Raw genomic sequence first — 24,325 nt, 5'->3', positions numbered from 1 at the left:
AATATGGATATTATTCAGGTTGGATTACTGGGAATCACTGCGGTTTTCCTTGCTCTTTTTATCAAAAATTACAAAAGCGAATACAGCATTTTAATCAGCATTGTGGCATGTATTTGCATCTTTATCTTTCTGATAGGAAAATTGGAGCTTGTATTGTCTTACATCAATAGTGTGGTGGAGCTGATTCCTGTAGATGGAAGGTATCTTGCCATGATTTTAAAAATGATTGGAATTACTTATGTAGCAGAATTTGCAACAGATATCTGCAGAGAATCCGGGTATCAGGCAATTGCCGGACAAATTGAAATCTTTGCCAAGCTGTCGATTCTTTTAATCAGTATGCCGGTGCTGATGGGATTTATTGAAACGTTAGGGGCTTTTTTATGAAGAAACAACCATTAAAAAATGCGTTTAAGATGTTTGTAAGAACGGCAGGATGTTTCATTATATTTTTCATGTTCTGGCTCATGCCAGAAGGACTTGTACAGGCATCTTCCGTATCAGCAGCATCAGATAACAGCAGGACAGGGACGGATAAGGATTATACGGATGATTTTATGGAACAGCTGGATTTATCAGAGATTGAGCAGTATTTAAAGGAACAGGATGCTACAGAAGAGATTAGTTTCTATGAACTGATTAAAGAGCTGGCAACCGGAAACTTTTCCTGTGACGGACAAAAGCTGACGCAGGCAGTGGGAAGGATTCTGTGGGGAGAATTGCAGGATAATAAGGCAATACTGGTAACCGTTCTTTTACTGGCAATCAGCTGTGCATTTCTTAAAAATTTCTCCGATATTTTTCATAATACTTATATATCGGAGGTCTGCTTTTTCCTGATTTATATGGAGATGATAGTCCTGCTGCTGCAGTCCTATCAGATGATGAGTGATATTGTGGTAACGGCAATGAATCAGATTGTAGATTTTATGAATATGCTGATTCCAGTATTTGGTATGTCTCTGGCATTTTCCATGGCAAATTTTACAGCGGCAGGATTTTACCAGATTGCTTTTATCGTGGTTTATATTGTTCAGTGGGGAATGCTTGCCTGTCTGGTGCCAATGACGAAAATCTTTATCATGATGGAATTTATGAATTATATGATAGAAGGGGAACGTTTTAGCAGAATGTGTGAACTGATGGAAGAAATAATCCGCTGGTGCTTAAAATGTGCGATTGCAGCAACCATTGGTCTGAATGTGGTACAGACCATGGTGGTTCCGGCCATTGACCGCTTGAAAATGAGTACCGTTACAAAGACACTTGGAATGATACCGGGAATGGGAAATATAACAGGAGCAGTCAGTGAACTGATGCTTGGAGCGGGTATGGTCATTAAGAACAGTGTTGGAACAGCCGGGGTATTGATTTTACTTTTGCTGGTGATGTTTCCACTATGCAAAATGTTTTTGCTGAGTCTTATGTATAAAGTGACAGCGGCAGTAACCGAACCGGTATCGGATAAGAGGATCGCAGGAAGCATGAACGGCATTTGTCTGGGCTGCCAGCTGCTTACAAGGATTTTACTTACTTCGCTTGTACTTTTCCTTGTGACGATTGCCATGATTACTGCAGTATCCGGATTCCTTATGGGATAGAGGAAAGAAGAGAAATAAGAAGGGGAAGAGAGAGCAATATAAAATGGATGCAATTTTAAACTGGATGAAGGGAATTCTGATCCTTTTTCTGATTGGACATGTGATGCTGTATCTGGTACAGAATAAAACTTATGAAAAATATGTGCATTTCTTTCTTAGGATTCTGATTCTGCTGGCGGTAATGGCACCCATTGCTTCTAGGTTAATTGATGAGGATACGCTGATACAGAATATGGAACAGGCACAGTTCTTTCAGGAACTTGAAAATGTACAAAATATAAATGCCATAAGCAGTGCGGAGACTGCAGATTATCGTTTACAATATGAAGAAGCCTGTGGCGGGCAGGTAGAGGATACCCTAAGGCAGAAAGGCTATGCGGTGGCATACAGCAGGGTAACATTAACTGAGACTTATGAAATAGAACGTATTACAATCGGGATTGAAAAGTCTGGGGATAACATTGAAAAAAATAGTTCCGTCCATGTTTCGGATATTGAGATACCGGCAATTGAGATAAAAGAAACAGAAGAGAAAAAGGAGCATACAAGTCAGGAATATGCAGAATTAGAAAAATTTGTATGTGAAAATTATCTGGTTGATAAGACGCAGATTCAGATAGAAGAGGTGAGAAGATGAAAATGCAGGATTTTATGCAAAAGATAAAAGAAAAGAAACTAAAACGGTCAGATTGGATGATTTTAGTCCTGGCAGGCATATTGATTCTGATTATCGCATTGCCCACAGATACAAAAGAAAAAAAACAGGCAGAGGAAGCAAAAGAAAATATTTCAAAGGAAAATAATACCATGGAGGCATCTAAGGATGAAATAGAGCGGAAATTAGAAGATATTTTAGAAAAAATCGACGGAGCCGGAGATGTAAAGGTGATGATTACTTATCAGGACAGTGGGACGCAGGTGGTGGAAAAGGATAAAAATACTTCTGAAAATTCTTTAGAGGAAAGTGACAGCACTGGTGGAGTAAGAAGCACAAAGGAACAGCAGCTACAGGAAAGTACGGTATATGAGGAAGCAGATGCCGGAAATACCCCCTTTGTTTCTAAGGAACTTCTTCCCAAAGTGGAGGGAATTTTAATTGTGGCATCCGGTGGTGATAACCAGAAGGTGAAACAGAATATTTCCGAGGCGGTTTTGGCATTATTTCAGGTAGAAGCACATAGAATAAAAATAGTAAAAATGAGCGGACTGGAGGACAGTAAATGAAGAAAGTATTTAAGAAAAATCAACTCATTATAACCGCATTGGCATTGATGATAGCAGTGGCTGGTTACTTAAGTTTTACCGACAAGAATGGCAAAGATGAAAAGGTGGCAATGGAGGCTTCTGCGGATACGGCAGATTTATCTTATGAGATATCGGCAGAGGATGACTTAGCGGAAGCAGATATTTTTACCGATACGGAAGATAACAGTAGTGAAGCTGTATCAGCGGCAGACAGTGTGGTTGAAGAGAGCCTTGAGAACCCGGGCGAAGCCGTCATGGCAAGCAGCAGCATGGATTATGCGTCAGAAATGAAACTGGGCCGGGAACAGGTACGTTCTAAAAACAAAGAGACTTTGCTGGAAATTATCAATAATACAAATATAGATGAAGCTGCAAAGCAGGATGCCTTAAATCAGATGGTGGCAATGACGGATATTGCAGAACGGGAAAATGCAGCCGAGATGTTGTTAGAGGCAAAAGGATTTACGGATGTAGTTGTCAGCATTACTGATAATACAGCGGATGTGGTACTTGATATGGGAGAAGTAACAGATGCCAAACGTGCCCAAATAGAGGATATTGTAAAGAGAAAAGCCGGCATTGAGGCAGAAAATATCATTATCACACCAATTCAGAAAAATACTGCACAGGAGAATACGGCAACAGAAACTACCGGAAATTCAGACACAACAGAACAGACAAATTAAAGGAAGCAGCCCCGCTCTTAGATACTTGAAAACGGGGCTGAAATTAGTATAATAATAGCATAAGAAAAAGAACCGACAGAACCATGAGAAGAGAGGGAATGCCTATGAAGAGAGTATTTTTAATTGTATTAGACAGCGTTGGGATCGGAGAAATGCCGGATGCGGCAGAGTATCATGATGAAGGAAGCAATACCTTACTTGCAGCCTCACGAAGTCCATATTTTTCCATGCCAAATATGCGCTCACTGGGCTATTTTAATATTGACGGAGTCCACATTGGAGGAAAAGAAGCAAATCCGAAAGGTGCATTTGCCAGACTGACAGAGGTGTCCAAAGGAAAAGATACCACCATCGGACACTGGGAGATTGCAGGCGTGATATCCAGTCATCCTCTGCCAACATTTCCAAATGGATTTCCACAGGAAATCATAGAAGAATTTGAGCAGAAAACCGGACGAGGGGTACTTTGCAACCGTCCATATTCCGGCACGGAGGTTATCCGGGATTATGGAAAAGAGCATATGGAAACTGGAAAACTGATTGTATACACATCAGCAGATTCTGTTTTCCAGGTGGCAGCTCATGAAGAGGTAGTGCCAATTGAAGAACTGTACCGGGATTGCCAGATTGCAAGAAATATGCTGACTGGGAAAAACGGAGTGGGAAGAGTCATCGCAAGACCGTTTATCGGAGAACCGGGGAATTTTACCCGTACTGCAGGAAGACATGACTTTTCCTTAGAACCGCCGGCAGTTACCATGTTAGATCAGCTGACGGAAAGTGGGAAAACAGTATTGTCTGTTGGAAAAATCATAGACATTTTTGCAGAGCGTGGAATTACAGATTTTGTACGAACAAACGGAAATGATGATGGAATTGACAAAACATCAGCCTATATGGACAAAGATTTTACTGGATTATGTTTTACAAATTTGGTAGACTATGATATGTTGTATGGACATAGGAATGATGTAGATGGTTATGCAAAAGCACTGACACACTTTGATGAGCGGCTGCCGGAGCTTTTGGAAAAGTTACGAGAGGATGATATTTTAATGATTACAGCCGACCATGGATGTGATCCGAGTACACCTTCTACTGACCATTCCAGAGAGTATACACCACTTCTTATGTATGGAGCACATATTACTCCGGGTAAGAACTATGGCACAAGAAGCAGCTTTGCAGACATTGCTGCAACCATATTATCTTACTTCGACATAAAGCAAAAATGTGCGGGTGAGCCGCTGGAATTATAGGAGGTCCCATTTTGGCTGATTTTAGAAAAGAGATAGAGAAACGAAGAACATTTGCGATTATTTCCCATCCGGATGCCGGTAAGACAACCCTGACAGAGAAATTTCTTCTGTATGGAGGAGCTATTAACCTGGCAGGTTCTGTAAAAGGAAAAGCAACTGCAAGACATGCAGTTTCCGACTGGATGGAAATAGAGAAGGAGAGAGGTATTTCCGTTACTTCTTCTGTATTGCAGTTTAATTATGGTGGATATTGCATCAATATTCTGGATACACCGGGACATCAGGACTTCTCGGAAGATACCTATCGTACCCTGATGGCTGCTGATTCTGCAGTTATGGTAATCGATGGTTCAAAAGGTGTAGAGGCACAGACCAGAAAACTGTTTAAAGTCTGTGTAATGCGTCACATTCCGATTTTTACATTTATCAATAAAATGGATCGTGATGCTAATGATACCTTTGATTTATTAGATGAAATCGAAAAAGAACTTGGCATTGCTACCTGTCCGGTTAACTGGCCGATTGGCTCCGGAAAGAATTTTAAGGGAGTTTATGACCGGAATACGAAAAAAGTCATGCTGTTCTCTGATACCTTGAAGGGAACCAAGGAAGGTGAAGAAAAAGATTTTGATATTAATGATCCGGCATTGACAACAGAAATCGGGCAGGAATACCGGGATAAATTGGATGAAGAAATTGAATTGTTAGATGGTGCAAGTGCAGAATTCGATATGGATCTTGTGTCCAGGGGAGAACTGTCACCGGTATTCTTTGGTTCTGCTTTAACGAACTTTGGTGTAGAAACTTTCTTAAAGCATTTCCTTTCCATGACTACATCACCGCTTCCGAGAAATTCGGACAAAGGGCTGATTGATCCGTTTGGTTCCGATTTCTCTGCTTTTGTCTTTAAAATTCAGGCAAATATGAATAAGAATCATCGTGACCGTATTGCATTTATGCGAATCTGTTCCGGAAAGTTTGAAGCCGGCATGGAAGTAAAACATATCCAGGGTGGAAAAACAATCCGTCTTTCCCAGCCGCAGCAGTTGATGGCACAGGAGAGAAAGATTATAGATGAAGCATATGCCGGAGATATTATCGGAGTCTTTGACCCGGGTATCTTTTCAATCGGTGATACTTTAACCACTGCGAAAGACAACTTCGAATTCGAAGGAATACCGACTTTTGCACCGGAGCATTTTGCAAGGGTACGTCAGGTAGATACCATGAAGAGAAAACAGTTCGTCAAAGGTGTCATGCAGATCGCACAGGAGGGCGCAATCCAGATTTTCCAGGAATATCAGGGTGGTATGGAAGAGATTATCGTAGGCGTAGTAGGTGTACTGCAGTTTGATGTATTAAAATACCGTCTGGAAAATGAATACAATGTGGAAATCCGCTTGGAGAAGCTTCCATATGAGCATATCCGCTGGATTGAAAATAAAGATATTGATATGGACAAGCTTACCGGAACTTCCGATATGAAGAAAATCCGTGACCTTAAGGGCAATCCATTGCTGTTATTTGTCAATGCATGGAGTGTCGGCATGACTCTTGACCGGAATGATGGTCTGGTATTATCGGAATTTGGTAAAAATTAAGCGGGTATAAACAAAATTAAGAAGAGACATACTTAAAAAAGAAAAAATAGAAGCTTTTCTATAAAAGTAAAGGAGGATAACGAAATGGTAGTAAAGATTACAAATGACAATTTTGAAGAAGAAGTATTAAAGTCAGATAAACCGGTACTTTTGGATTTCTGGGCAGACTGGTGCGGTCCGTGTAAAATGATGTCTCCGGTTGTAGAAGAACTGGCGGATGAATTAGAGGGACAGGTAAAGGTTGGAAAAGTGAATGTGGATGAAGAAGCAGCACTGGCTTTAAAATATCAGATTATGAGTATTCCGACCCTGGTTGTAATGAAAAAAGGTGTTTTTGAGGGAAAGAGCATCGGTGTGCAGGATAAAGACGAAGTATTAAGGCTTTTAGCTTTATGATTGCAGCTGATAAGAAAATCCGGATGGTATATCTTAATATACTGTCCGGATTTTATCATACAATTTTTATAGATGCGTAATAAATGCCTGATTCATATTGCTATAAAAATATATCATTGCATATAAAAAAATATAGAAGTTATTTTTCAGCAAGTTTCTGCTCTAACTGACCGATGATGCGTCCTTTGTCCATCGGAGAAAGTTTATGGAAAAGCTGGAGCAGTAAATGTTCATCCGGGTCGGATGGGAAAGCATGATATTCTGATTCTTCTGCAATCTGAAGGTTGGAAGCCGGCTGGTATTCACCGGTCAGAAGATAGCATACATCAACATCTAAAAATTCACTTATTTTTACAATTTTATCAGAAGAAGGATTTGTACCCTTGGATTTCCAGCTGCTGATAGCAGCGGGAGAGATTCCGGTGTATTCCGATAATTCTTTTTGTGAAAGCTTCTTTTCCCGTAATAATGCAAAGATACGTTGGCTGATTGTCATAGTGTACTCCTTTATCAGGTATTAAATAATATTGTATAGAAAATAAAAAATAAAAATAAAATACGCAAATATGAATTGACAAATTCATATTTATGAATTATAATGTAATTTGTGAAATTATTTTCATATTATACATCATTTTTTATATAAACACAAATGATAAAGAAGAAAAGGGGAGACTTTTATGGCAAAGACAAAACGGCAGATTACTCCAATGGGGAAAGAAATAAAGCGCAGGCTGGTAGAACTTGAGATGAGTCAGGAAGAACTTGCAACATCGGTTGGGTGCAGTCCGCAGTATATTAATCATATCATTTATGGAGAACGGTCTGGTGAGAAGTACTTAGAACAGATTTTCCTGATTCTTGGTATGGATCAATATCATGATTAAAAAGATGGAACGATTGCCAGAGGTTTCCATTGTTTATAGAAAATTAATTTGTAACCGGAATCTTATTATGTTAAGATAAGGATACCTTTCCATGAGAGACTTCAGAAAGAAGTCTTTTTTCTTTACATGAGAATATTTACAGTCTATAAAATATTTGGCTATTCTGCCGGGTATACCCACTTTACAGAATGTATAGGGACAGAAAAAAATATTTTCTAAAAATGCAGTTGACATTTGGAAGAAAGTATACTACTATAATATCAGAAAACGAACATAAGTTCGCATGAAGGAGAATTGACATGGCGAGAGATGTAAAAGATACGAGAAGAGACAGCAGTAAAGAAGATAAATTAAAGGCACTGGATGCTGCTATATCCCAGATTGAGAAACAGTACGGAAAAGGTTCTGTTATGAAACTGGGGGATGAGAGCAACCGGATGAATGTGGAGACTGTTCCGACAGGAGCATTAAGTCTTGATATTGCTTTGGGATTAGGCGGACTTCCTAAGGGAAGAATTATTGAGATATATGGACCGGAGTCCAGTGGTAAGACGACCGTTGCCCTGCATGCAGTCGCTGAGGTACAGAAGCGTGGAGGAATTGCCGGATTTATTGATGCTGAGCATGCATTAGACCCGGCATATGCGAAGAATATCGGAGTAGATATTGATAATCTTTATATTTCACAACCGGATAACGGAGAACAGGCACTTGAGATTACAGAGACTATGGTCAGATCCGGTGCAGTAGATATTGTAATCGTAGACTCTGTTGCAGCACTGGTGCCAAAGGCAGAGATTGATGGTGATATGGGAGATTCCCATGTGGGCTTACAGGCAAGACTAATGTCACAGGCACTTCGTAAGCTGACTGCAGCAATCAACCGTTCTAACTGTATTGTAATCTTTATTAACCAGTTGCGTGAAAAGGTTGGAGTTATGTTTGGTAATCCGGAGACAACAACCGGTGGCCGTGCATTGAAATTCTATTCTTCCGTACGTCTTGATGTACGTCGAATTGAATCCTTAAAACAGGGTGGAGAAATTGTCGGTAACCGTACCCGTATTAAAGTAGTGAAGAATAAAGTGGCACCGCCATTTAAAGAGGCTGAATTTGATATTATGTTCGGAGAAGGAATTTCAAAAGAAGGAGATATCCTTGATCTGGCTTCTGAACTTGGTATTGTAAATAAGTCCGGTGCATGGTATGCATATAATGGAGATAAGATTGGCCAGGGTCGTGAAAATGCCAAGACTTATCTGAAAGAGAATCCACAGGTCTGCCAGGAAATCGAAGAAAAAGTAAGAGCTCATTATGCAGTGGATAAGAGTGAAGAAGAAACAGAGACTTCAGCTGCAAATGGACCGGAAGTTCTTGATGCAGAGTAATGGACAGAATTGTTTCAGGGATAACAGAATATAAGAAAAACAAATATAAGGTGTGTATGGATGATGGTACACACCTTGTATTATATAAAGGTGAGGTGCACCGCTACAGATTACAGGAAGGGCAGACCGTAGACGAGGCACTGTATCAGGAACTCTTTTATGAAGTAGTAGGTAAGCGGGTGAAAAAACGGGCACTTGCACTTTTAGAGAAGATGGACCGGACAGAACAGGGGCTTTACCGGAAACTGGCTGAGAGTGAATATCCGGAAGAACTGATTCTTGATGCCATAGAGTATGTGAAGAAATATCATTATATTGATGACATGCGCTATGCAAGAAATTATATCAGTTACCGACAGGGCAGTAAGAGCCGCCGCCGGCTACAGCAGGAACTGATGCAGAAGGGAGTTCCCAAAGAAATTACAGAGCAGGCCTTAGAAGAAATCTATGAAAATAATGATACAGAAAAAATTGCTGAAATATTAAAAAAGAGACATTATAATCCGGAGCAGCCGGATGCAAAGGAAATGCAGAAACAGTATGGATATCTGATGCGGAGAGGATATAAAAGTGAAGACATTTTACGTGTAATGAAATGTCCGGACTACTTGACATAATATTAGAAAAAGTATAAAATTTATTTATTGTTATTTATGACAGATGAATGAATATTTATGTTATATGAACAATGAAAATTGAATAAAGGAGGTGCTCCTGTGCAGGCAGTAATTATAGCTGTTGTAATTACATTTATTGTCACATGTGCTATCACCTGGTTTGTTGCAAATGCATACCAGAAAAAGCAGACTGCTTCAAAGATTGGCAGTGCAGAAGATAAAGCCCGTGAGATAATAGATGAAGCTGTGAAGACCGCTGAGACGAAGAAGAGAGAATCTTTGCTTGAGATTAAAGAAGAGTCGATTCGTACGAAGAACGAATTGGACAAGGAAATCAAGGAAAGAAGAAACGAAATTCAGAGAAACGAGCGCAGAGTGGAACAGAAGGAATCCAATCTGGATAAGAAACTGGAAGCCATTGAGAAGCGCGAAGCAGGTTTTGCAGCAAAAGAAGAAGAGCTGAACAAACAGAAAGCTGAAATTACAAAGCTTCATGAAGAGCGTGTACGGGAACTAGAAAGAATCTCAGGACTTACCTCCGACCAGGCAAAAGAATATCTATTAAAAACTGTTGAAGAAGATGTAAAGCTTGATACTGCAAAATTAATCAAAGAGATGGAGCATCAGGCAAAAGAAGAAGCTGGAAAGAAGGCAAAAGAATATGTGGTTACTGCAATTCAGAAATGTGCTGCAGACCATGTGTCAGAGACAACCATCTCTGTAGTACAGCTTCCGAATGATGAGATGAAGGGAAGAATTATCGGACGTGAAGGAAGAAATATCCGTACGTTAGAGACGCTGACTGGTGTAGATTTAATTATCGATGATACACCGGAAGCAGTTATCCTTTCCGGATTTGATCCAATACGAAGAGAAGTTGCTCGTATTGCATTAGAGAAATTGATTGTAGACGGACGAATTCATCCGGCTAGAATTGAAGAAATGGTAGAGAAAGCGCAAAAAGAAGTTGAAACCATGATTCGTGAAGAGGGTGAAGCTGCTACTTTAGAAGTAGGTGTACATGGCATTCATCCGGAACTTGTGAAATTGTTAGGCCGAATGAAATTCAGAACCAGTTATGGTCAGAATGCATTAAAGCATTCTATAGAAGTAGCACAGCTTTGTGGCTTACTTGCGGCTGAAGTTGGTGTAGACGTAAGATTGGCAAAACGTGCAGGACTCCTGCATGATATTGGTAAATCAGTAGACCACGAAGTAGAAGGCTCACATATTCAGATTGGTGTGGATTTATGTAGAAAATACAAAGAATCTCCGCTTATTATCAATGCGGTAGAGGCACACCATGGCGACGTAGAGCCAGAGTCATTGATTGCTTGTCTGGTACAGGCAGCCGATACAATTAGCGCAGCAAGACCAGGTGCAAGACGCGAGACAATGGAAACATATTCCAACAGATTAAAGCAGTTAGAAGATATTACAAATGAATTTAAAGGTGTAGATAAATCTTTTGCAATTCAGGCGGGTAGAGAGATTCGTGTAATGGTAGTTCCTGAACAGATAAGTGATGCTGAAATGGTATTGCTTGCCCGTGATATTTCAAAGCAGATTGAATCTGAATTAGAATATCCAGGTCAGATTAAGGTAAACGTAATTCGTGAATCACGTGTAGTTGATTACGCAAAATAAGCAGGAAATAAGTGTCCGAAGAGTGAAAGCTTTTTGGACACTTATTTTTTTACTTTACAGGAAATTGCTTTCCTGCAAAGTAAAAAAGCTCTACGAGAAAAAACAAGTAATGAGGAATAATCTGTAAGAAAAAAGGAGAATACAATGGAACAGGATCATCAGGAAGAAAAAAGAATCAGAAGAGTTAACAGGGAGTTAAAATATCAGGGCGCAATCGTGGATGTTTATTCAGACACCATCGAGACACCGGATGGAAATATTGCATACTGGGATTATGTGGAACACAGAAAAGGAGCTGCGGCAGTTGTGCCGGTTACACCGGAGGGCAGAATCTTAATGGTACGCCAGTATCGGAATGCATTAGACCGTTATACTATTGAATTGCCGGCAGGATGCAGAGATTCCCTGACAGAGGATACGAAAATAAGTGCCATGCGGGAATTAGAGGAAGAGACGGGCTTTCAGTGCGGTCATATCGAAAAGATGCTTTCTTTAAAGACGACCGTAGCTTTCTGTAATGAGTTTATTGATGTATATCTGGCAACGGATTTAAAACCGGGAAAACAGCATCTTGATCCGGAAGAATTTATTGAAGTAAGAGCATATGACCCGGAAGAATTATTGGAAAAAATTTATGCCGGAATAATCCAGGACAGTAAAACCGTAGCTGGTATCTTGGCATATTGTTACCGTTACCGGAATAATATGAAATAAGAAAATTAAGACAAGTGAATACATGGAAAGAGTATCGGGGATAAGAAGAGAAAAGCATCTTCATCTGTTAGAGGTGTTATTTTTAGGCTGTTTTGTGATTGGCATTATAGCTGCTAATTTGTATGGAAGAAGCCGTCTGCAACAATATGGCATATTAAATGATTATTTCATACAGCAGTTAAAATATATTACGATAGAAAAACATGATTATTTTATTTATGTACTATCAGCAAGAGTGCCGGTTGTCCTTACATTAATCTTCTTTGGAATGACACCGTGGTACCGGGTTGTGAATAGTATATTTCTGATATGGAGCGGCTTTTCTTTTGGTTTCCTGTGCGTGATGGCAATCAGCAATATTGGCGCAGGTGCCATCTGGCTTATGATGATTGCGTTATGCCCACAATTTATTTTCTATGTGTCCGGATACCTGCTGTTATTAAAGTTAGAAGAAAAGTACCAGTGCGGAAAGGAACATGGAAAGCTTGGGGAATGGATCCTTTTGTGGGGGATTATATTATTATTGTTCTTTATCGGATTCTTAACAGAGGCATATCTGAATCCAGGTATGGTGCACTTCGTGTTGAAAAAAATATAAAAAATTTTACAAAATTTTTACAACATATTGTGGGTAGAAAAATAGAAATAAGATACATGTGGTAGATTTATGTAAATCAGCAAAAAACAGGCGAAAATATGAATTGCTTTTCCAAATTAGAATCATTATAATAGGGATTGTACTTGCCTTTTGGAAAAGAATAGAAGGGCATAAGAGAAAAAGAGTTAGGTGGTTACAGTTATGACACAGGAAATAGATGCTTTTATGAAGTATCTTCAGGAAGTAAAGAAAATATCGAAAAATACAGCGGTTTCTTATGAGACGGATTTGCGCAAAATGAAGGAATTTCTGTATTCTGAAGGTGTGCTTTCTGTTGAGGATGTCAGACAGGAACACTTAAAAATATATATGGAAAAGCAGGAGCAGGAAGGAAAGAAACCGGCAACGATTTCCAGAGGACTTGCATCCATGAAAGCCTTTTTTCAGTATCTTGTGGTACGGAATTATGTAAACCAAAATGTGACGGATGGATTAAAGGCACCCAAGATAGAGAAGAAAGCTCCGGTTATTCTTTCTATGGAAGAAACCAGCCGGCTTTTAGACCAGCCAAACGGAAATACACCGAAGGAATTAAGGGACCATGCGATGTTAGAATTGCTTTATGCGACGGGAATCCGTGTCTCTGAATTGATTTCTTTGAAGTTAAGCGATATGAATTTGAAACTGGAATATATTACCTGCAAAGATGCTCATAAAGAAAGAATTATTCCCTTTGGAGAAGTAGCAAAAGAGGCTCTGCAGCATTATCTGGAAGAGGGAAGATCATATCTTGTCAGTGAAGAGGGCAGTGAATATCTTTTCACCAACTGTTCCGGCAAAGAAATGAGCCGTCAGGGTTTCTGGAAATTAATTAAAGCCTATGGAAAGAAAGCCGGAATTGAGACAGAAATAACACCGCATATGCTGCGTCATTCTTTTGCAGCTCATCTGGTAAGCAATGGGGCAGATTTGAAAGCGGTTCAGGAAATGTTAGGACATGCAGATATTTCTACCACGCAAATCTATGCACAGATGAAACAGAGCAGAATCCGTGAAGTATATGCCAAGGCACATCCGAGAGGATAAAGAAGAAACTACGGGAAACACGCTTTGCGAGTTTCTTACTACTTGCATAAATAGAAAAAGGGGGCAGTCATTTCTTAAAAAATGGCTGCCTCCTTTTTTTACTTTACAGGAAATTGCTTTCCTGTAAAGTAAAAAAAGCTCCTGTAGATGAAATTATTATTTATTCATTTCTGCAATGTCATAGATAAGACGAGCGGAATCTTCCCAGCCTAAGCATGGGTCAGTAATGGATTTACCATAGATGTGTTCGCCGATTTTCTGATTGCCCGGTTCAATGTAGCTTTCAATCATAACACCCTTAATCATCTTGTGAATTTCAGGGGAGAGCAGGCGGTTATGCATCACTTCTTTGACGATACGAATCTGCTCGAAGTATTTTTTATTGGAGTTAGAGTGGTTTGCATCTACGATAGCAGCTGGATTCTTAAGGTCACGTTCATTATACATTTCAATCAGACGCATAATATCTTCATAGTGGTAGTTCTGTGTGCTGTTACCATGTTTGCTTACAGCACCACGGAGAACAACGTGAGTTAAGTCGTTACCAGGAGTCTCTACTTCATATCCGCGATATACGAAATGATGTGGATGCTGGGCAGCATATACGGAATTGAGCATAACGGAGAAGTCACCACTGGTCGGGTTCTTCATTCCGGATGCAACATCAAACCCACTGACTACAAGACGATGCTGCTGGTCTTCTACAGAACGTGCACCGATAGCAACGTAGGAGAGCAGGTCGTCAATGTAACTCCAGTTTTCCGGATAAAGCATTTCGTCGGCAGGGGTCAGACCACTTTCTTCAATGGTACGGATGTGCAGTTTACGCATTGCAATCAGTCCGGCAACCATATCAGGAGCTTTCTCAGGGTCAGGCTGGGTAGCAATACCTTTATAGCCTTCGCCGGTTGTTCTTGGCTTATTGGTGTAGACACGAGGGATAATAATCAGACGGTCTTTGACATCTTCTGCAATTTTGGTCAGGCGGCTGACGTAGTCGCAGACAGGTTCTTCGCTGTCAGCGGAACAAGGTCCGATGATAACTAAGAAACGGTCATCTTCGCCGGTTAAGACTTTACGAATTGCAGCATCCCGTTCTTTTTTTATCTGTGCCAGTTTCTCCGGAAGAGGATACTCTTTTTTGATTTCTTCCGGACTTGGTAATTGGTTTAAAAAATTAAAACTCATATTTTTAGTCTCCTTTAGTAAAAAAAACTTGCTTTTTTTATATTATAAGATTCGTTTTTAACTGTCAATGATATGATTTAATAATAATTTTATACTTTTTTAATTGACCTATTTTAATCATGGTGCTATTATTGTTTTCACATGTTAATAGTTAACAATGTTAAACAAATAGAAAATATAAAATGTAAAGAAAGGGAGGTGAAAATGATGCAGGGTTGTGGAAATGAAATATTTTCCATATTTAATCGTTTTCATCGTTTGAAAATCTCATCAATTCTGCCGGGGGTCTCATCCGTGGAAATGGGAACCTTAAAGACCATCGAGCATTGCCGCAAAGAAAAAGAGATGGCTGCCAAAACAGCAGATGCCAAAGAGCCGGATAGCAAATCGATAGATGCAAAGGTTACGGTATCGGAAGTGGCACGTTATATGCGTGTGGCAGCACCGGCGGTGTCCCGGACACTTCGTTCCCTGGAAGAGAAAAATTATGTCGAACGTATGGTGTGTGAGGGTGACCGGCGGAATGTTTATGTGAGAGTAACTGAGGAAGGAAAAGAGGTTTTAAATGAATGCAACCGGATTTTGAGTGAATTATTAAAGTCGGTTACGGAGAAAATGGGAGAAGAAGATATGAACCGGCTGATTGGCTATCTGAATAAATTAGAGCAGACAGCAGAGCTTGAGATTGAAAAGAGAAGACAGTTGAAACAGCAATTAAAATAGAAATATTTTATAAATAATATAGAAAAGGAAGGAACAGGAAAGATGCGGAAACTATTTAAAAATATGCTCCCGTACTGGCATATCATCGTGGTAATATTTCTCCTCCTTGGAGTGCAGGCTTATTGCGATTTGTCGTTGCCACAATATACATCCGATATCATCGATGTAGGAATCCAGAATAAGGGAATCAAACATATTTTGCCGGAAAAGATGCCGGAGGAAGAATATCAGCTGGCAGAACTTTTTATGACAGAGGATGAAAAGGATACTTTTGAAGCGGTCTATGAAAAAAAGGATGATACTTATGTATGTACTGCGGATAAAGAGACATTAGAAACATTGGATGATGAACTACTGACACCAATCGTACTGACTTACCGTATGGCAAATATGAGTGAAACGGATTTTAAGAATACGATTGCGGAAGCATTGGAACAGAATCCGCAGAACCAGATTACCAAAGAAAGCTTAGATGAGATGTCCATTGAAGAAATCGGACAGATGATGCAGATGGAACTGACCACATATGAAGCGGAAAATGATGATGGCGAAATGGTAACTTATGTGGATATGCGTCCGATGATGAAGCAGCTGATTGCAAGCGGTGCAATGACGCAGGATGGTATAGCACAGTCCAGAGAATATATGGAAAATATGATAGATTCTGTGGGAAGCAGTACCTTACATGCCATGGGAACAGCATATGCAGCATCCTGTGACGAAAAGGCAGGACTTGATGTGGAGCATATCCAGAAGAATTATCTCTGGTCAGAGGGTGGAAAGATGGCAGCTATGTCATTACTCATGCTGGCAGTTGCAGTGGTAGTCGGATATCTTGCATCCAGAGTCGGCGCAGGAGTCGGAAGAGACTTAAGAGAGAAAATCTTTGGTAAGGTAGTAGGCTTTTCCAATACTGAGATGGATAAATTCTCTACCGCTTCCTTAATTACAAGAAGCACCAATGATATTCAGCAGATTCAGTTTGTAACAGCAATTATGCTTCGAATGCTTTTATATGCACCAATCATCGGAATTGGTGGAATTTATAAAGTATTAAAGACCGGAGCACATATGGAATGGATTATCGTAATGGCAGTACTGGTAATTTCCGGACTGGTTATGGTGTTGATGTCCATTACACTTCCGAAGTTCAAAATAATGCAGAAGTTAGTGGATGCCCTGAACTTAGTATCCAGAGAGATTCTTACGGGACTTTCCGTAATCCGTGCTTTTGGAAGAGAAAAAAAGGAAGAAGAGCGGTTTGATGAAGCAAACCGGAATCTTACCAGAACACAGTTATTTACCAACCGTGTCATGACTTTTATGATGCCGGGCATGATGTTTATTATGTATGGAGTAACCATACTGATTGTCTGGGTATCGGCACATCGTATTGATGCCGGACAGCTTCAGGTAGGAGCAATGACCGCATTTATTACTTATACCATGCAGATTGTTATGGCATTCCTGATGCTTACCATGATGTCTATTATGCTGCCGCGTGCCGGTGTTGCAGCAGACCGGATTGATGAAGTTATTACTACAAATTCTTCTATTATAGAAAAGGCAGAAAAAGAAACAATTGAAAAACATACCGGAAAAGTGGAATTCCATCATGTAAACTTCCGTTATCCGGGTGCAGATGAAGATGTATTGGAAGATATTGATTTTACAGCAGAACCGGGAAAGACAACAGCGATTATCGGAAGTACCGGCTGTGGAAAGTCAACGCTGGTTAATCTGATTCCGAGATTCTATGATGTAACAGCCGGTAAGATTACCTTAGATGGTGTGGATATCCGGAATTTAAGCTTAGCTGAATTAAGAGATGAAATCGGATTCGTACCACAGAAGGGAATTCTATTTTCAGGAACCATTGCATCCAATCTGAAATTTGGCAGACCGGAAGCTACGGAAGCAGAAATGACAGAGGCTGCAGAGATTGCACAGGCAACAGAATTTATTAATGAAAAGCCGGAAAAATATGACAGCGGGATTGCACAGGGTGGAACGAATGTTTCCGGTGGACAGAAACAGAGATTATCCATCGCCAGAGCAATCGCAAAGAATCCGAATGTTTATATCTTTGATGACAGTTTCTCTGCACTTGATATGAAGACCGATGCGGCACTGCGTAAAGCATTGGAGTCAAAAACAAAAGAAAGCAGTGTAATTATCGTGGCACAGCGAATCAGTACCATTTTACATGCCGACCAGATTCTTGTATTGGATGAAGGTAAGATTGTCGGAAAAGGTACTCATGAAGAATTATTACGGGATTGTGAAGTATATCAGCAGATTGCACAGTCACAGTTATCCGCAAAGGAATTGGGATTAGAAGAGGGAAAGGAGGAAAAATAACATGAGTAATGAGCAAAGTTATCGTGCACCACGTCGTAGAGGTCCGAGAGGACCAATGGGCGGTGGAATGATGCCGGGTGAAAAAGCAAAAGATTTTAAGGGCTCTTTCCGGAAACTTCTTTCTTATATTGGAAAATATAAAATTGGAATTGTTGCAGTTATGATACTTGCAATCTGTTCTACCGTATTTTCTGTATTAGGACCAAAGGTAATGGGTAAAGCTACTACGGCATTGGCAGACGGTCTGATGAATAAAGTAGCAGGAACCGGCGGAATTGATTTTACACTGATTGGAAAGATATTATTATTTACTCTTGGCTTATATATTATCAGTGCGGTATTCAGCTTTTTTCAGGGGTTTATTATGACTGGAATCACACAGAAAATCTGCTATCGTATGCGTAAAGAGATTTCTGAAAAAATCAACCGTATGCCGATGAAATATTTTGAAAGCAGAACTTATGGGGAAGTTCTTTCCCGTATTACCAATGATGTGGATACTTTGGGACAGAGCTTAAACCAGAGTGTGACACAGATTATTACCAGCGTGGCAACCATTATCGGAGTGCTTGTGATGATGCTTTCTATTTCACCACTGATGACACTGATTGCATTAGTAATTCTTCCGATTTCAGCGTTGATGGTTTCGGCAATTGCAAAATTTTCACAGAAATATTTCCGTACCCAGCAGGAGTACTTGGGACATATTAATGGACAGGTGGAAGAGACTTATTCCGGACATTTAGTTATCCAGGCATTTAATAAAGAAAAGGAAACCATAAAACGGTTTAATGATACAAACCATGTATTATATGAGTCTGCCTGGAAATCCCAGTTTTTATCCGGAATGATGCAGCCGGTTATGGTATTTGTCGGTAACCTTGGCTATGCAGGCGTGGCAATTTCCGGTGGAATGCTTGCAATTAACGGAACAATCGGAATTGGTGATATTCAGGCATTTATCCAGTATGTAAAGAGCTTCACCCAGCCAATCCAGCAGATTGCACAGGTCATTAACCAGGTACAGTCCATGACCGCAGCTTCGGAACGTGTTTTTGAATTCTTAGGTGAAGAGGAAGAAGACCAGACCACAGAAAATGCAGTGGAATTAAAGGATGTTCGTGGAGAAGTAGAATTCTCCCATGTGCATTTCGGATACAATCCGGATCAGATTATCATTAATGATTTCTCAGCAAAGGTAGAACCGGGACAGAAGATTGCCATTGTAGGACCAACCGGAGCCGGTAAGACTACCATGGTGAAGCTGCTGATGCGTTTTTATGATGTCAACAGTGGAAGCATCAGATTAGATGGTAACGATATCAGAAACTATAACCGCCGGGAGCTAAGAGATGCCTTCGGCATGGTACTTCAGGATACCTGGTTATTTAAAGGTACTATTATGGAAAATATCCGTTACGGAAGACTGGATGCCACGGACGAAGAAGTTATTGCAGCAGCAAAAGCAGCCCATGCCCATCATTTCATCCAGACACTGCCGGGTGGTTATAATATGGAATTAAATGAGGACGCCAGCAATGTATCCCAGGGACAGAAACAGTTGCTTACCATAGCCCGTGCCATTTTAGCAGACAACCGGGTATTGATTTTAGATGAAGCAACTTCTTCTGTTGATACCAGAACAGAGCACAGAATCCAGAAGGCTATGGATAACCTGATGAAAGGAAGAACAAGTTTTATTATTGCCCATCGTCTGTCTACCATTCGTGATGCTGATCTGATTCTTGTTATGAAAGATGGTGATATTATTGAACAGGGAAATCATGAAGAACTGTTACAGAAGAATGGTTTCTATGCACAGCTTTATAATTCCCAGTTTGAAGAAGCTTCTTAAATAAAACCTTTGATTTTTTTATATAGATGTGTTAGTATAAATAAGCTGCAACCGTAGTCTAATGGATAGAACGTCAGACTCCGACTCTGATAATGCGGGTTCGATTCCCGCCGGGTGCATTTTATAATTTATATTAACACATTTTTTTGCGGGATTTATGTCCCGCAAAACTTATAAGAAACGTTTTTCATTATTTACACGGGCAGCTCACAAAGCATACTTTTTTGGGGGTTATGGGTAAGGTTAGGAGGACAGATATGAAAGCGTCAGAAATCAAAGAAAAAATGAGTAAGATATCAAAGAATGATATAAGTAGTTTCTTTCAGAAGAACTGGAAATATTTTACTGCAGTAATATTATTTGTTGTATTGGCAGTAGTAATGATAAAATTCAGCAGTGGAAATAAAGATAAAGATAATGGACTTTCTACGGAACAGGGTACCGAATCAGAGAGCTTTCAGGTAGATGCCGTTCCGGAAATCAATACCCTGATGCAGAATTATTACAATGCATATGCGGCAGGTGATCTGGCAACATTACAGACCTATGCAACACCTGTTTCCGAGAATGAACAGAGCCTGATTACCATGATGTCACAGTATGCAGAGAGTTATCAGAATATCAAATGTTATACTAAGTCAGGATTAGAAGCAGATTCTTATCTTGTCTGTGTAACGCTGGATTTGAAATTCGCAGGAGTAGATACTACAGCACCTGGTATGGAGTTCTTCTATGTAAAGAAGAATGAGCAGGGAGCACTTTATATTGATAACTTATACAGCAGCTTTAACCGTCATTATAAAGAACAGCCGACCGATAATAATGTGGAAAACTTAATCAGTAGTTTTGAAACACAGGAAGATGTCATTGCATTACAGGCAGAAGTACAGGCAAATTATGAAAAAGCAATTGCTTCAGATGAAAATCTTTCTAATATGGTAACGGTTACAATTGCTGATGCATATAATGCATGGGCAACAGCAATCGCACAGGCACAGGCACAGCAGCAGCCGGCAACAGAGGAGACACCGGCGGAACCAGAGACACCGGCGGAACCAGAGACACCGGCGGAACCAGAGGCACCGGTGGAACCAGAGACACCAGCTGAGCCGGAAGTGACAACGGAGACGGTATATACACTGGATAAAGTAAATGTCAGACAGGAACCGAATGAGTCCGGAGCATTGCTTGGAACAGTTGAAAAGGGAACTGCACTGACAAGAACCGGTACGACAGAAGATGGATGGAGCAGCATTGATTACAATGGCACACCGGCATATGTAAAGAGTGACTATGTTTCAACAGAAGCACCGGCACAGGAGCCGGCGGCAGACACCAGCGGAATCGCAGCTGGCACTAAGATTACATTAACCAATACGGTTAATATCCGTTCCTCTATGAGTGAGACCGCATCCAAGGTTGGAGTTGCTTATGCAGGAGATTCTGTTACTGTTCAGATGAGCTATGCAGAAGGGTGGACAAAAGTTACCTGGAAAGATAAAGAAGGATATGTTAAGACAGAGTTCTTAAAATAATAAATAGATGGAGGTCTTAGGACCTCCGTTATTTTTACTTTACAGGAAATTGCTTTCCTGTAAAGTAAAAAACGCTCCGCGAGGATGTACCAAGACACATTCTTTGTTCCGCGGGCAGCGAGAAAATTTACACAGGGTGAAAATATTGATGGAAGAAAACGGAATCAGAATCAATAAATTTTTAAGTGAAGCAGGATATTGTTCCAGGAGAGAAGCGGACCGTCTGATTGAGCAGGGACGTATTACGGTAGATGGAAAAGTTCTTTCTGTCGGCTGTAAGGTGATGCCGGGACAGCGGGTGTGTGTAGATGGAAAAACAATAAAAAAAGAAGAGGAAATGATTCTTCTTGCATTTAATAAGCCGGTGGGCATTGTCTGCACTGCTGCAAAAGACGAAAAAGACAATATTGTTGATTATATTCATTATCCGAAACGTATTTATCCGGTAGGAAGACTGGATAAAGATTCCCAGGGACTTATATTATTGACAAATAATGGGGATATTGTAAATAAGATGATGCGTGCCGGGAATATGCATGAAAAGGAATATGAAGTTACCGTAAATCATGACATAACGGAGACATTTTTAAAGAAAATGTCCGGGGGAGTTCCACTGGAAGAACTTGGTGTGGTTACAAGACCATGTGCAGTAGAAAAACTGGATGTGCGTAAATTCCGAATCATATTAACCCAGGGGTATAACCGGCAGATCCGCCGGATGTGTGAGTATTGCGGATATAAAGTAGTAAAATTAAAGAGAGTTCGCATTATGAATATAGAACTGGGCAGTCTCAAAAAAGGAAAGTACCGCAGAGTAACGGCGGAAGAGTGGACTGAGCTGAACCGGCGCATTTTAAATTCCAGCAATACAACAGTAATGCCAAAATAGATTGAGGGTAAGGAGCATATCCATGGATGAGAAGAAGAGAATCGAGGAACTGGTAAAAACGTTAAATGAGGCGTCCGAAGCATATTACAATGGACAGGATGAAATTATGTCAAACTATGAATGGGATGGCATGTTTGACGAACTGACCCGGTTAGAAGAAAAAACAGGATATATTCTGCCGGAAAGTCCGACACAGAATGCCGGATTTGAGGAAAGCAATGGTGAACGGGAAGCGCATGAATATCCGGCACTTTCCCTTGCCAAGACGAAACGGATTTCTGATTTACAGGTGTGGGCGGGAGAAAGACCGGTCTGGTTATCCTGGAAACTGGATGGATTAACATTGGTAGTAACTTATGATAACGGAAAACTTGTTAAGATTTTAACAAGAGGAAATGGAACCGTCGGCAGCAATATCACATTTATGAAGGATGCCATTGAAGGGATTCCAAAGACTGTAAAATATAAGGGACATCTGGTAGTCCGTGGCGAAGCGGCTATTACCTATACAGATTTTGAATTAATCAATGATACCATTGAAGATGATGATGAAAAATATGCCAACCCGAGAAATCTTGCATCCGGCACTTTAGGTCTGGATAAGAGCAATCTTGATAAAGTAAAGGAACGCCATATTCATTTTTATGCATTTACACTGGTGCATCTGGATGAAACAATGTCATCCTGGGGAGAACGGATGGATTATCTTGAGAAGCTTGGATTTACGACAGTAGCACATGAATTGACCGATGCGAAAGGGTTGGAGGAAGTTGTAGAACGCTGGACAAAGAAGGTAGAAGATGGTGAAATGGATATTCCGGTAGATGGACTGGTTATCTGTTATGAAGATAATGATTATGCCCAGACCGGTAATGTTACCGGACATCATGCGTCTAGAGCCGGTTATGCGTTTAAATGGCAGGATGTCTCTGCGGAGACCACATTAAAATATGTAGAGTGGTCCTGTGCGGCATCTACCATTTCTCCGGTAGCAGTATTTGAGCCGGTTGCACTGGAGGGAACCACCGTAAGCCGCGCCTCCCTTTGTAATATCAGTGAAATGGAACGTCTTGGAATCGGAGAAGATGGGAAGACAACACTTGATATTATTAAAGCAAATAAGATTATTCCAAAATGTATCGGCGTAAAGAAAAAGGAAGGAACTTTTACGATTCCGGAATTCTGTCCGGTATGCCATGCCAGAACGGAAATCAGAATCAGTGAACACAGCGGAACAAAGACTTTACATTGTACGAATCCGGACTGTACCGCAAAGCATGTAAAAAAATTCAGCCGCTTTGTCAGCAAGCCTGGCATGGACATTGACGGATTGTCCATACAGACCATGCTAAAGTTTATGAACTTAGGATATATCCATTATTTTGAAGATATTTATACTCTTAAAAATCATGCGGATGAAATCCGCTCTTTAGACGGATTTGGCGAGAAATCCTGTAACAATATGCTGCAGGCAATTGAAAAGAGCAAAAACGTTGATCCGGTACATTTTATTTATGCACTATGCATTCCGCAGATTGGCACCGATGCAGGAAAGAAAATGATTGCTGCCCTTGGCACAGGAGGTTTCTTTCAGAAACTGCATGCAGGGGAAGGATTTGAGGATATTGACGGAATCGGACCGGAGCGTTCGACTTCCATGCTGGACTGGTACAGACAGAATCAAAACCGTCATACGGTAGCTGCATTAGAAGAAATATTAAACATTGCGGAAGTAGAGCCGAAGGTGACAGAGGGAGGAACCTGTGAAGGACTTACCTTTGTCATTACCGGTGATGTCCATCAGTTTAAAAACCGTACCGAATTTAAAGAGTATGTGGAGAGCCAGAACGGCTCTGTTACCGGCAGTGTTTCTAAGAAAACAGATTATCTTGTGAATAATGATATTGAATCCACATCATCAAAGAATCAGAAAGCAAAGAGTCTTGGCATTCCGATTATTTCTGAAGATATGTTTGTGGAACGTTTCGGAAAGTGAATTGCATATTGAAGTATTCGTAAAATTAAGGTATTATGAAATGAGATATGTGT

The 24,325-nt window shown here is 40.4% G+C and carries 23 protein-coding genes and 1 tRNA gene; 22 read left to right on the top strand and 2 right to left on the bottom strand.

Going from position 1 to position 24,325, the window contains the following annotated elements; translation table 11 throughout:
* Positions 1–3: 3 nt before the first annotated feature.
* The 8 genes from DV740_RS04240 to trxA all read left to right on the top strand — a co-directional run bounded on the left by DV740_RS04240 (position 4) and on the right by trxA (position 6,788).
* Entirely contained in the window at positions 4–387 is a 384-nt protein-coding gene (locus DV740_RS04240; protein ID WP_117947070.1) for a SpoIIIAC/SpoIIIAD family protein, read from the top strand.
* Positions 384–1,601: a stage III sporulation protein AE gene (locus tag DV740_RS04235; protein ID WP_118087510.1), complete on the top strand. Its 1,218-nt coding sequence runs from the start codon at positions 384–386 to the stop codon at positions 1,599–1,601. The genes DV740_RS04240 and DV740_RS04235 overlap by 4 nt, the downstream gene beginning before the upstream one ends.
* Positions 1,602–1,644: 43 nt before the next feature.
* On the top strand, positions 1,645–2,238 hold the full coding sequence (locus tag DV740_RS04230; protein WP_118087509.1) for a stage III sporulation protein AF: 594 nt from the start codon (positions 1,645–1,647) through the stop codon (positions 2,236–2,238).
* A complete protein-coding gene (locus DV740_RS04225) occupies positions 2,235–2,825 on the top strand; it encodes a stage III sporulation protein AG (protein ID WP_118057379.1) in 591 nt (196 codons plus the stop codon). Before DV740_RS04230 ends, DV740_RS04225 begins: the two co-directional genes overlap by 4 nt.
* The gene (locus DV740_RS04220) at positions 2,822–3,532 is read left to right on the top strand and encodes a SpoIIIAH-like family protein (RefSeq protein WP_118087508.1); all 711 of its coding nucleotides are present in this window, start codon (positions 2,822–2,824) and stop codon (positions 3,530–3,532) included. Before DV740_RS04225 ends, DV740_RS04220 begins: the two co-directional genes overlap by 4 nt.
* Positions 3,533–3,636: 104 nt before the next feature.
* Complete coding sequence (locus DV740_RS04215; RefSeq protein ID WP_118087507.1) at positions 3,637–4,791, top strand: phosphopentomutase; 1,155 nt, start codon at positions 3,637–3,639, stop codon at positions 4,789–4,791.
* A gap of 11 nt (positions 4,792–4,802) precedes the next feature.
* Positions 4,803–6,392 carry a peptide chain release factor 3 gene (locus DV740_RS04210; RefSeq protein ID WP_117698721.1) on the top strand — a complete coding sequence of 530 codons (1,590 nt, stop codon included), beginning with the start codon at positions 4,803–4,805 and terminating at the stop codon, positions 6,390–6,392.
* A gap of 84 nt (positions 6,393–6,476) precedes the next feature.
* On the top strand, positions 6,477–6,788 hold the full coding sequence (gene trxA, locus DV740_RS04205) for a thioredoxin (RefSeq protein ID WP_022243252.1): 312 nt from the start codon (positions 6,477–6,479) through the stop codon (positions 6,786–6,788).
* A gap of 139 nt (positions 6,789–6,927) precedes the next feature.
* On the opposite strand, the gene DV740_RS04200 is transcribed toward trxA, so the two are convergent.
* On the bottom strand, positions 6,928–7,284 hold the full coding sequence (locus DV740_RS04200) for a helix-turn-helix domain-containing protein (protein ID WP_118087506.1): 357 nt from the start codon (positions 7,282–7,284) through the stop codon (positions 6,928–6,930).
* A gap of 184 nt (positions 7,285–7,468) precedes the next feature.
* On the opposite strand from DV740_RS04200, the gene DV740_RS04195 reads away from it, so the two are divergent.
* The 7 genes from DV740_RS04195 to xerD all read left to right on the top strand — a co-directional run bounded on the left by DV740_RS04195 (position 7,469) and on the right by xerD (position 13,725).
* A complete protein-coding gene (locus tag DV740_RS04195; protein WP_117698723.1) occupies positions 7,469–7,675 on the top strand; it encodes a helix-turn-helix transcriptional regulator in 207 nt (68 codons plus the stop codon).
* 299 nt (positions 7,676–7,974) lie between these two features.
* Positions 7,975–9,063, top strand: coding sequence for a recombinase RecA (recA, locus tag DV740_RS04190; RefSeq protein WP_117698724.1), 1,089 nt, complete (start codon positions 7,975–7,977; stop codon positions 9,061–9,063).
* The gene (locus DV740_RS04185) at positions 9,063–9,680 is read left to right on the top strand and encodes a regulatory protein RecX (RefSeq protein WP_117698725.1); all 618 of its coding nucleotides are present in this window, start codon (positions 9,063–9,065) and stop codon (positions 9,678–9,680) included. Before recA ends, DV740_RS04185 begins: the two co-directional genes overlap by 1 nt.
* A gap of 126 nt (positions 9,681–9,806) precedes the next feature.
* Complete coding sequence (rny, locus tag DV740_RS04180; protein WP_416390266.1) at positions 9,807–11,327, top strand: ribonuclease Y; 1,521 nt, start codon at positions 9,807–9,809, stop codon at positions 11,325–11,327.
* Between the two features lie 144 nt (positions 11,328–11,471).
* Entirely contained in the window at positions 11,472–12,041 is a 570-nt protein-coding gene (locus DV740_RS04175) for an NUDIX hydrolase (protein ID WP_118087505.1), read from the top strand.
* 22 nt (positions 12,042–12,063) lie between these two features.
* A complete protein-coding gene (locus tag DV740_RS04170) occupies positions 12,064–12,639 on the top strand; it encodes a stage II sporulation protein M (protein ID WP_117698727.1) in 576 nt (191 codons plus the stop codon).
* A 201-nt stretch (positions 12,640–12,840) separates the two neighbouring features.
* On the top strand, positions 12,841–13,725 hold the full coding sequence (gene xerD / locus DV740_RS04165; protein WP_117698728.1) for a site-specific tyrosine recombinase XerD: 885 nt from the start codon (positions 12,841–12,843) through the stop codon (positions 13,723–13,725).
* Between the two features lie 156 nt (positions 13,726–13,881).
* On the opposite strand, the gene DV740_RS04160 is transcribed toward xerD, so the two are convergent.
* Positions 13,882–14,913 carry a 3-deoxy-7-phosphoheptulonate synthase gene (locus DV740_RS04160; protein ID WP_118087504.1) on the bottom strand — a complete coding sequence of 344 codons (1,032 nt, stop codon included), beginning with the start codon at positions 14,911–14,913 and terminating at the stop codon, positions 13,882–13,884.
* 204 nt (positions 14,914–15,117) lie between these two features.
* Between DV740_RS04160 and DV740_RS04155 the strand changes: the two genes are divergently transcribed.
* The 7 genes from DV740_RS04155 to ligA all read left to right on the top strand — a co-directional run bounded on the left by DV740_RS04155 (position 15,118) and on the right by ligA (position 24,272).
* Positions 15,118–15,636, top strand: a complete 519-nt coding sequence (locus tag DV740_RS04155; RefSeq protein WP_158561509.1) for a MarR family winged helix-turn-helix transcriptional regulator — start codon at positions 15,118–15,120, stop codon at positions 15,634–15,636.
* Between the two features lie 42 nt (positions 15,637–15,678).
* The gene (locus tag DV740_RS04150) at positions 15,679–17,997 is read left to right on the top strand and encodes an ABC transporter ATP-binding protein (protein WP_118087502.1); all 2,319 of its coding nucleotides are present in this window, start codon (positions 15,679–15,681) and stop codon (positions 17,995–17,997) included.
* 1 nt (position 17,998) lies between these two features.
* Positions 17,999–19,852: an ABC transporter ATP-binding protein gene (locus tag DV740_RS04145; RefSeq protein ID WP_022243240.1), complete on the top strand. Its 1,854-nt coding sequence runs from the start codon at positions 17,999–18,001 to the stop codon at positions 19,850–19,852.
* Positions 19,853–19,899: 47 nt separating this feature from the next.
* Positions 19,900–19,971, top strand: a tRNA-Arg gene (locus tag DV740_RS04140).
* Positions 19,972–20,109: 138 nt separating this feature from the next.
* Positions 20,110–21,387, top strand: coding sequence for an SH3 domain-containing protein (locus DV740_RS04135; protein WP_117841137.1), 1,278 nt, complete (start codon positions 20,110–20,112; stop codon positions 21,385–21,387).
* A gap of 148 nt (positions 21,388–21,535) precedes the next feature.
* Positions 21,536–22,276: a pseudouridine synthase gene (locus tag DV740_RS04130; protein ID WP_117841136.1), complete on the top strand. Its 741-nt coding sequence runs from the start codon at positions 21,536–21,538 to the stop codon at positions 22,274–22,276.
* A gap of 22 nt (positions 22,277–22,298) precedes the next feature.
* Positions 22,299–24,272, top strand: a complete 1,974-nt coding sequence (gene ligA, locus DV740_RS04125) for an NAD-dependent DNA ligase LigA (protein WP_117841135.1) — start codon at positions 22,299–22,301, stop codon at positions 24,270–24,272.
* Positions 24,273–24,325: the final 53 nt, after the last annotated feature.

This window comes from Roseburia sp. AF02-12, assembly GCF_003461765.1.
GTDB lineage: Bacteria > Bacillota > Clostridia > Lachnospirales > Lachnospiraceae > Roseburia_C > Roseburia_C amylophila.
The sequence above is the reverse complement of the archived record's forward strand: the minus strand, read 5'-3'. Positions and strand labels throughout refer to the sequence as shown.

Coding starts and splice junctions, on each gene's coding strand:
- DV740_RS04240 (WP_117947070.1), top strand. CDS start 4: ATGGATATTATTCAGGTTGGATTACTGGGAATCACTGCGGTTTTCCTT.
- DV740_RS04235 (WP_118087510.1), top strand. CDS start 384: ATGAAGAAACAACCATTAAAAAATGCGTTTAAGATGTTTGTAAGAACG.
- DV740_RS04230 (WP_118087509.1), top strand. CDS start 1,645: ATGGATGCAATTTTAAACTGGATGAAGGGAATTCTGATCCTTTTTCTG.
- DV740_RS04225 (WP_118057379.1), top strand. CDS start 2,235: ATGAAAATGCAGGATTTTATGCAAAAGATAAAAGAAAAGAAACTAAAA.
- DV740_RS04220 (WP_118087508.1), top strand. CDS start 2,822: ATGAAGAAAGTATTTAAGAAAAATCAACTCATTATAACCGCATTGGCA.
- DV740_RS04215 (WP_118087507.1), top strand. CDS start 3,637: ATGAAGAGAGTATTTTTAATTGTATTAGACAGCGTTGGGATCGGAGAA.
- trxA (WP_022243252.1), top strand. CDS start 6,477: ATGGTAGTAAAGATTACAAATGACAATTTTGAAGAAGAAGTATTAAAG.
- DV740_RS04200 (WP_118087506.1), bottom strand. CDS start 7,284: ATGACAATCAGCCAACGTATCTTTGCATTATTACGGGAAAAGAAGCTT.
- DV740_RS04195 (WP_117698723.1), top strand. CDS start 7,469: ATGGCAAAGACAAAACGGCAGATTACTCCAATGGGGAAAGAAATAAAG.
- recA (WP_117698724.1), top strand. CDS start 7,975: ATGGCGAGAGATGTAAAAGATACGAGAAGAGACAGCAGTAAAGAAGAT.
- DV740_RS04185 (WP_117698725.1), top strand. CDS start 9,063: ATGGACAGAATTGTTTCAGGGATAACAGAATATAAGAAAAACAAATAT.
- DV740_RS04175 (WP_118087505.1), top strand. CDS start 11,472: ATGGAACAGGATCATCAGGAAGAAAAAAGAATCAGAAGAGTTAACAGG.
- DV740_RS04170 (WP_117698727.1), top strand. CDS start 12,064: ATGGAAAGAGTATCGGGGATAAGAAGAGAAAAGCATCTTCATCTGTTA.
- xerD (WP_117698728.1), top strand. CDS start 12,841: ATGACACAGGAAATAGATGCTTTTATGAAGTATCTTCAGGAAGTAAAG.
- DV740_RS04160 (WP_118087504.1), bottom strand. CDS start 14,913: ATGAGTTTTAATTTTTTAAACCAATTACCAAGTCCGGAAGAAATCAAA.
- DV740_RS04155 (WP_158561509.1), top strand. CDS start 15,118: ATGATGCAGGGTTGTGGAAATGAAATATTTTCCATATTTAATCGTTTT.
- DV740_RS04150 (WP_118087502.1), top strand. CDS start 15,679: ATGCGGAAACTATTTAAAAATATGCTCCCGTACTGGCATATCATCGTG.
- DV740_RS04145 (WP_022243240.1), top strand. CDS start 17,999: ATGAGTAATGAGCAAAGTTATCGTGCACCACGTCGTAGAGGTCCGAGA.
- DV740_RS04135 (WP_117841137.1), top strand. CDS start 20,110: ATGAAAGCGTCAGAAATCAAAGAAAAAATGAGTAAGATATCAAAGAAT.
- DV740_RS04130 (WP_117841136.1), top strand. CDS start 21,536: ATGGAAGAAAACGGAATCAGAATCAATAAATTTTTAAGTGAAGCAGGA.
- ligA (WP_117841135.1), top strand. CDS start 22,299: ATGGATGAGAAGAAGAGAATCGAGGAACTGGTAAAAACGTTAAATGAG.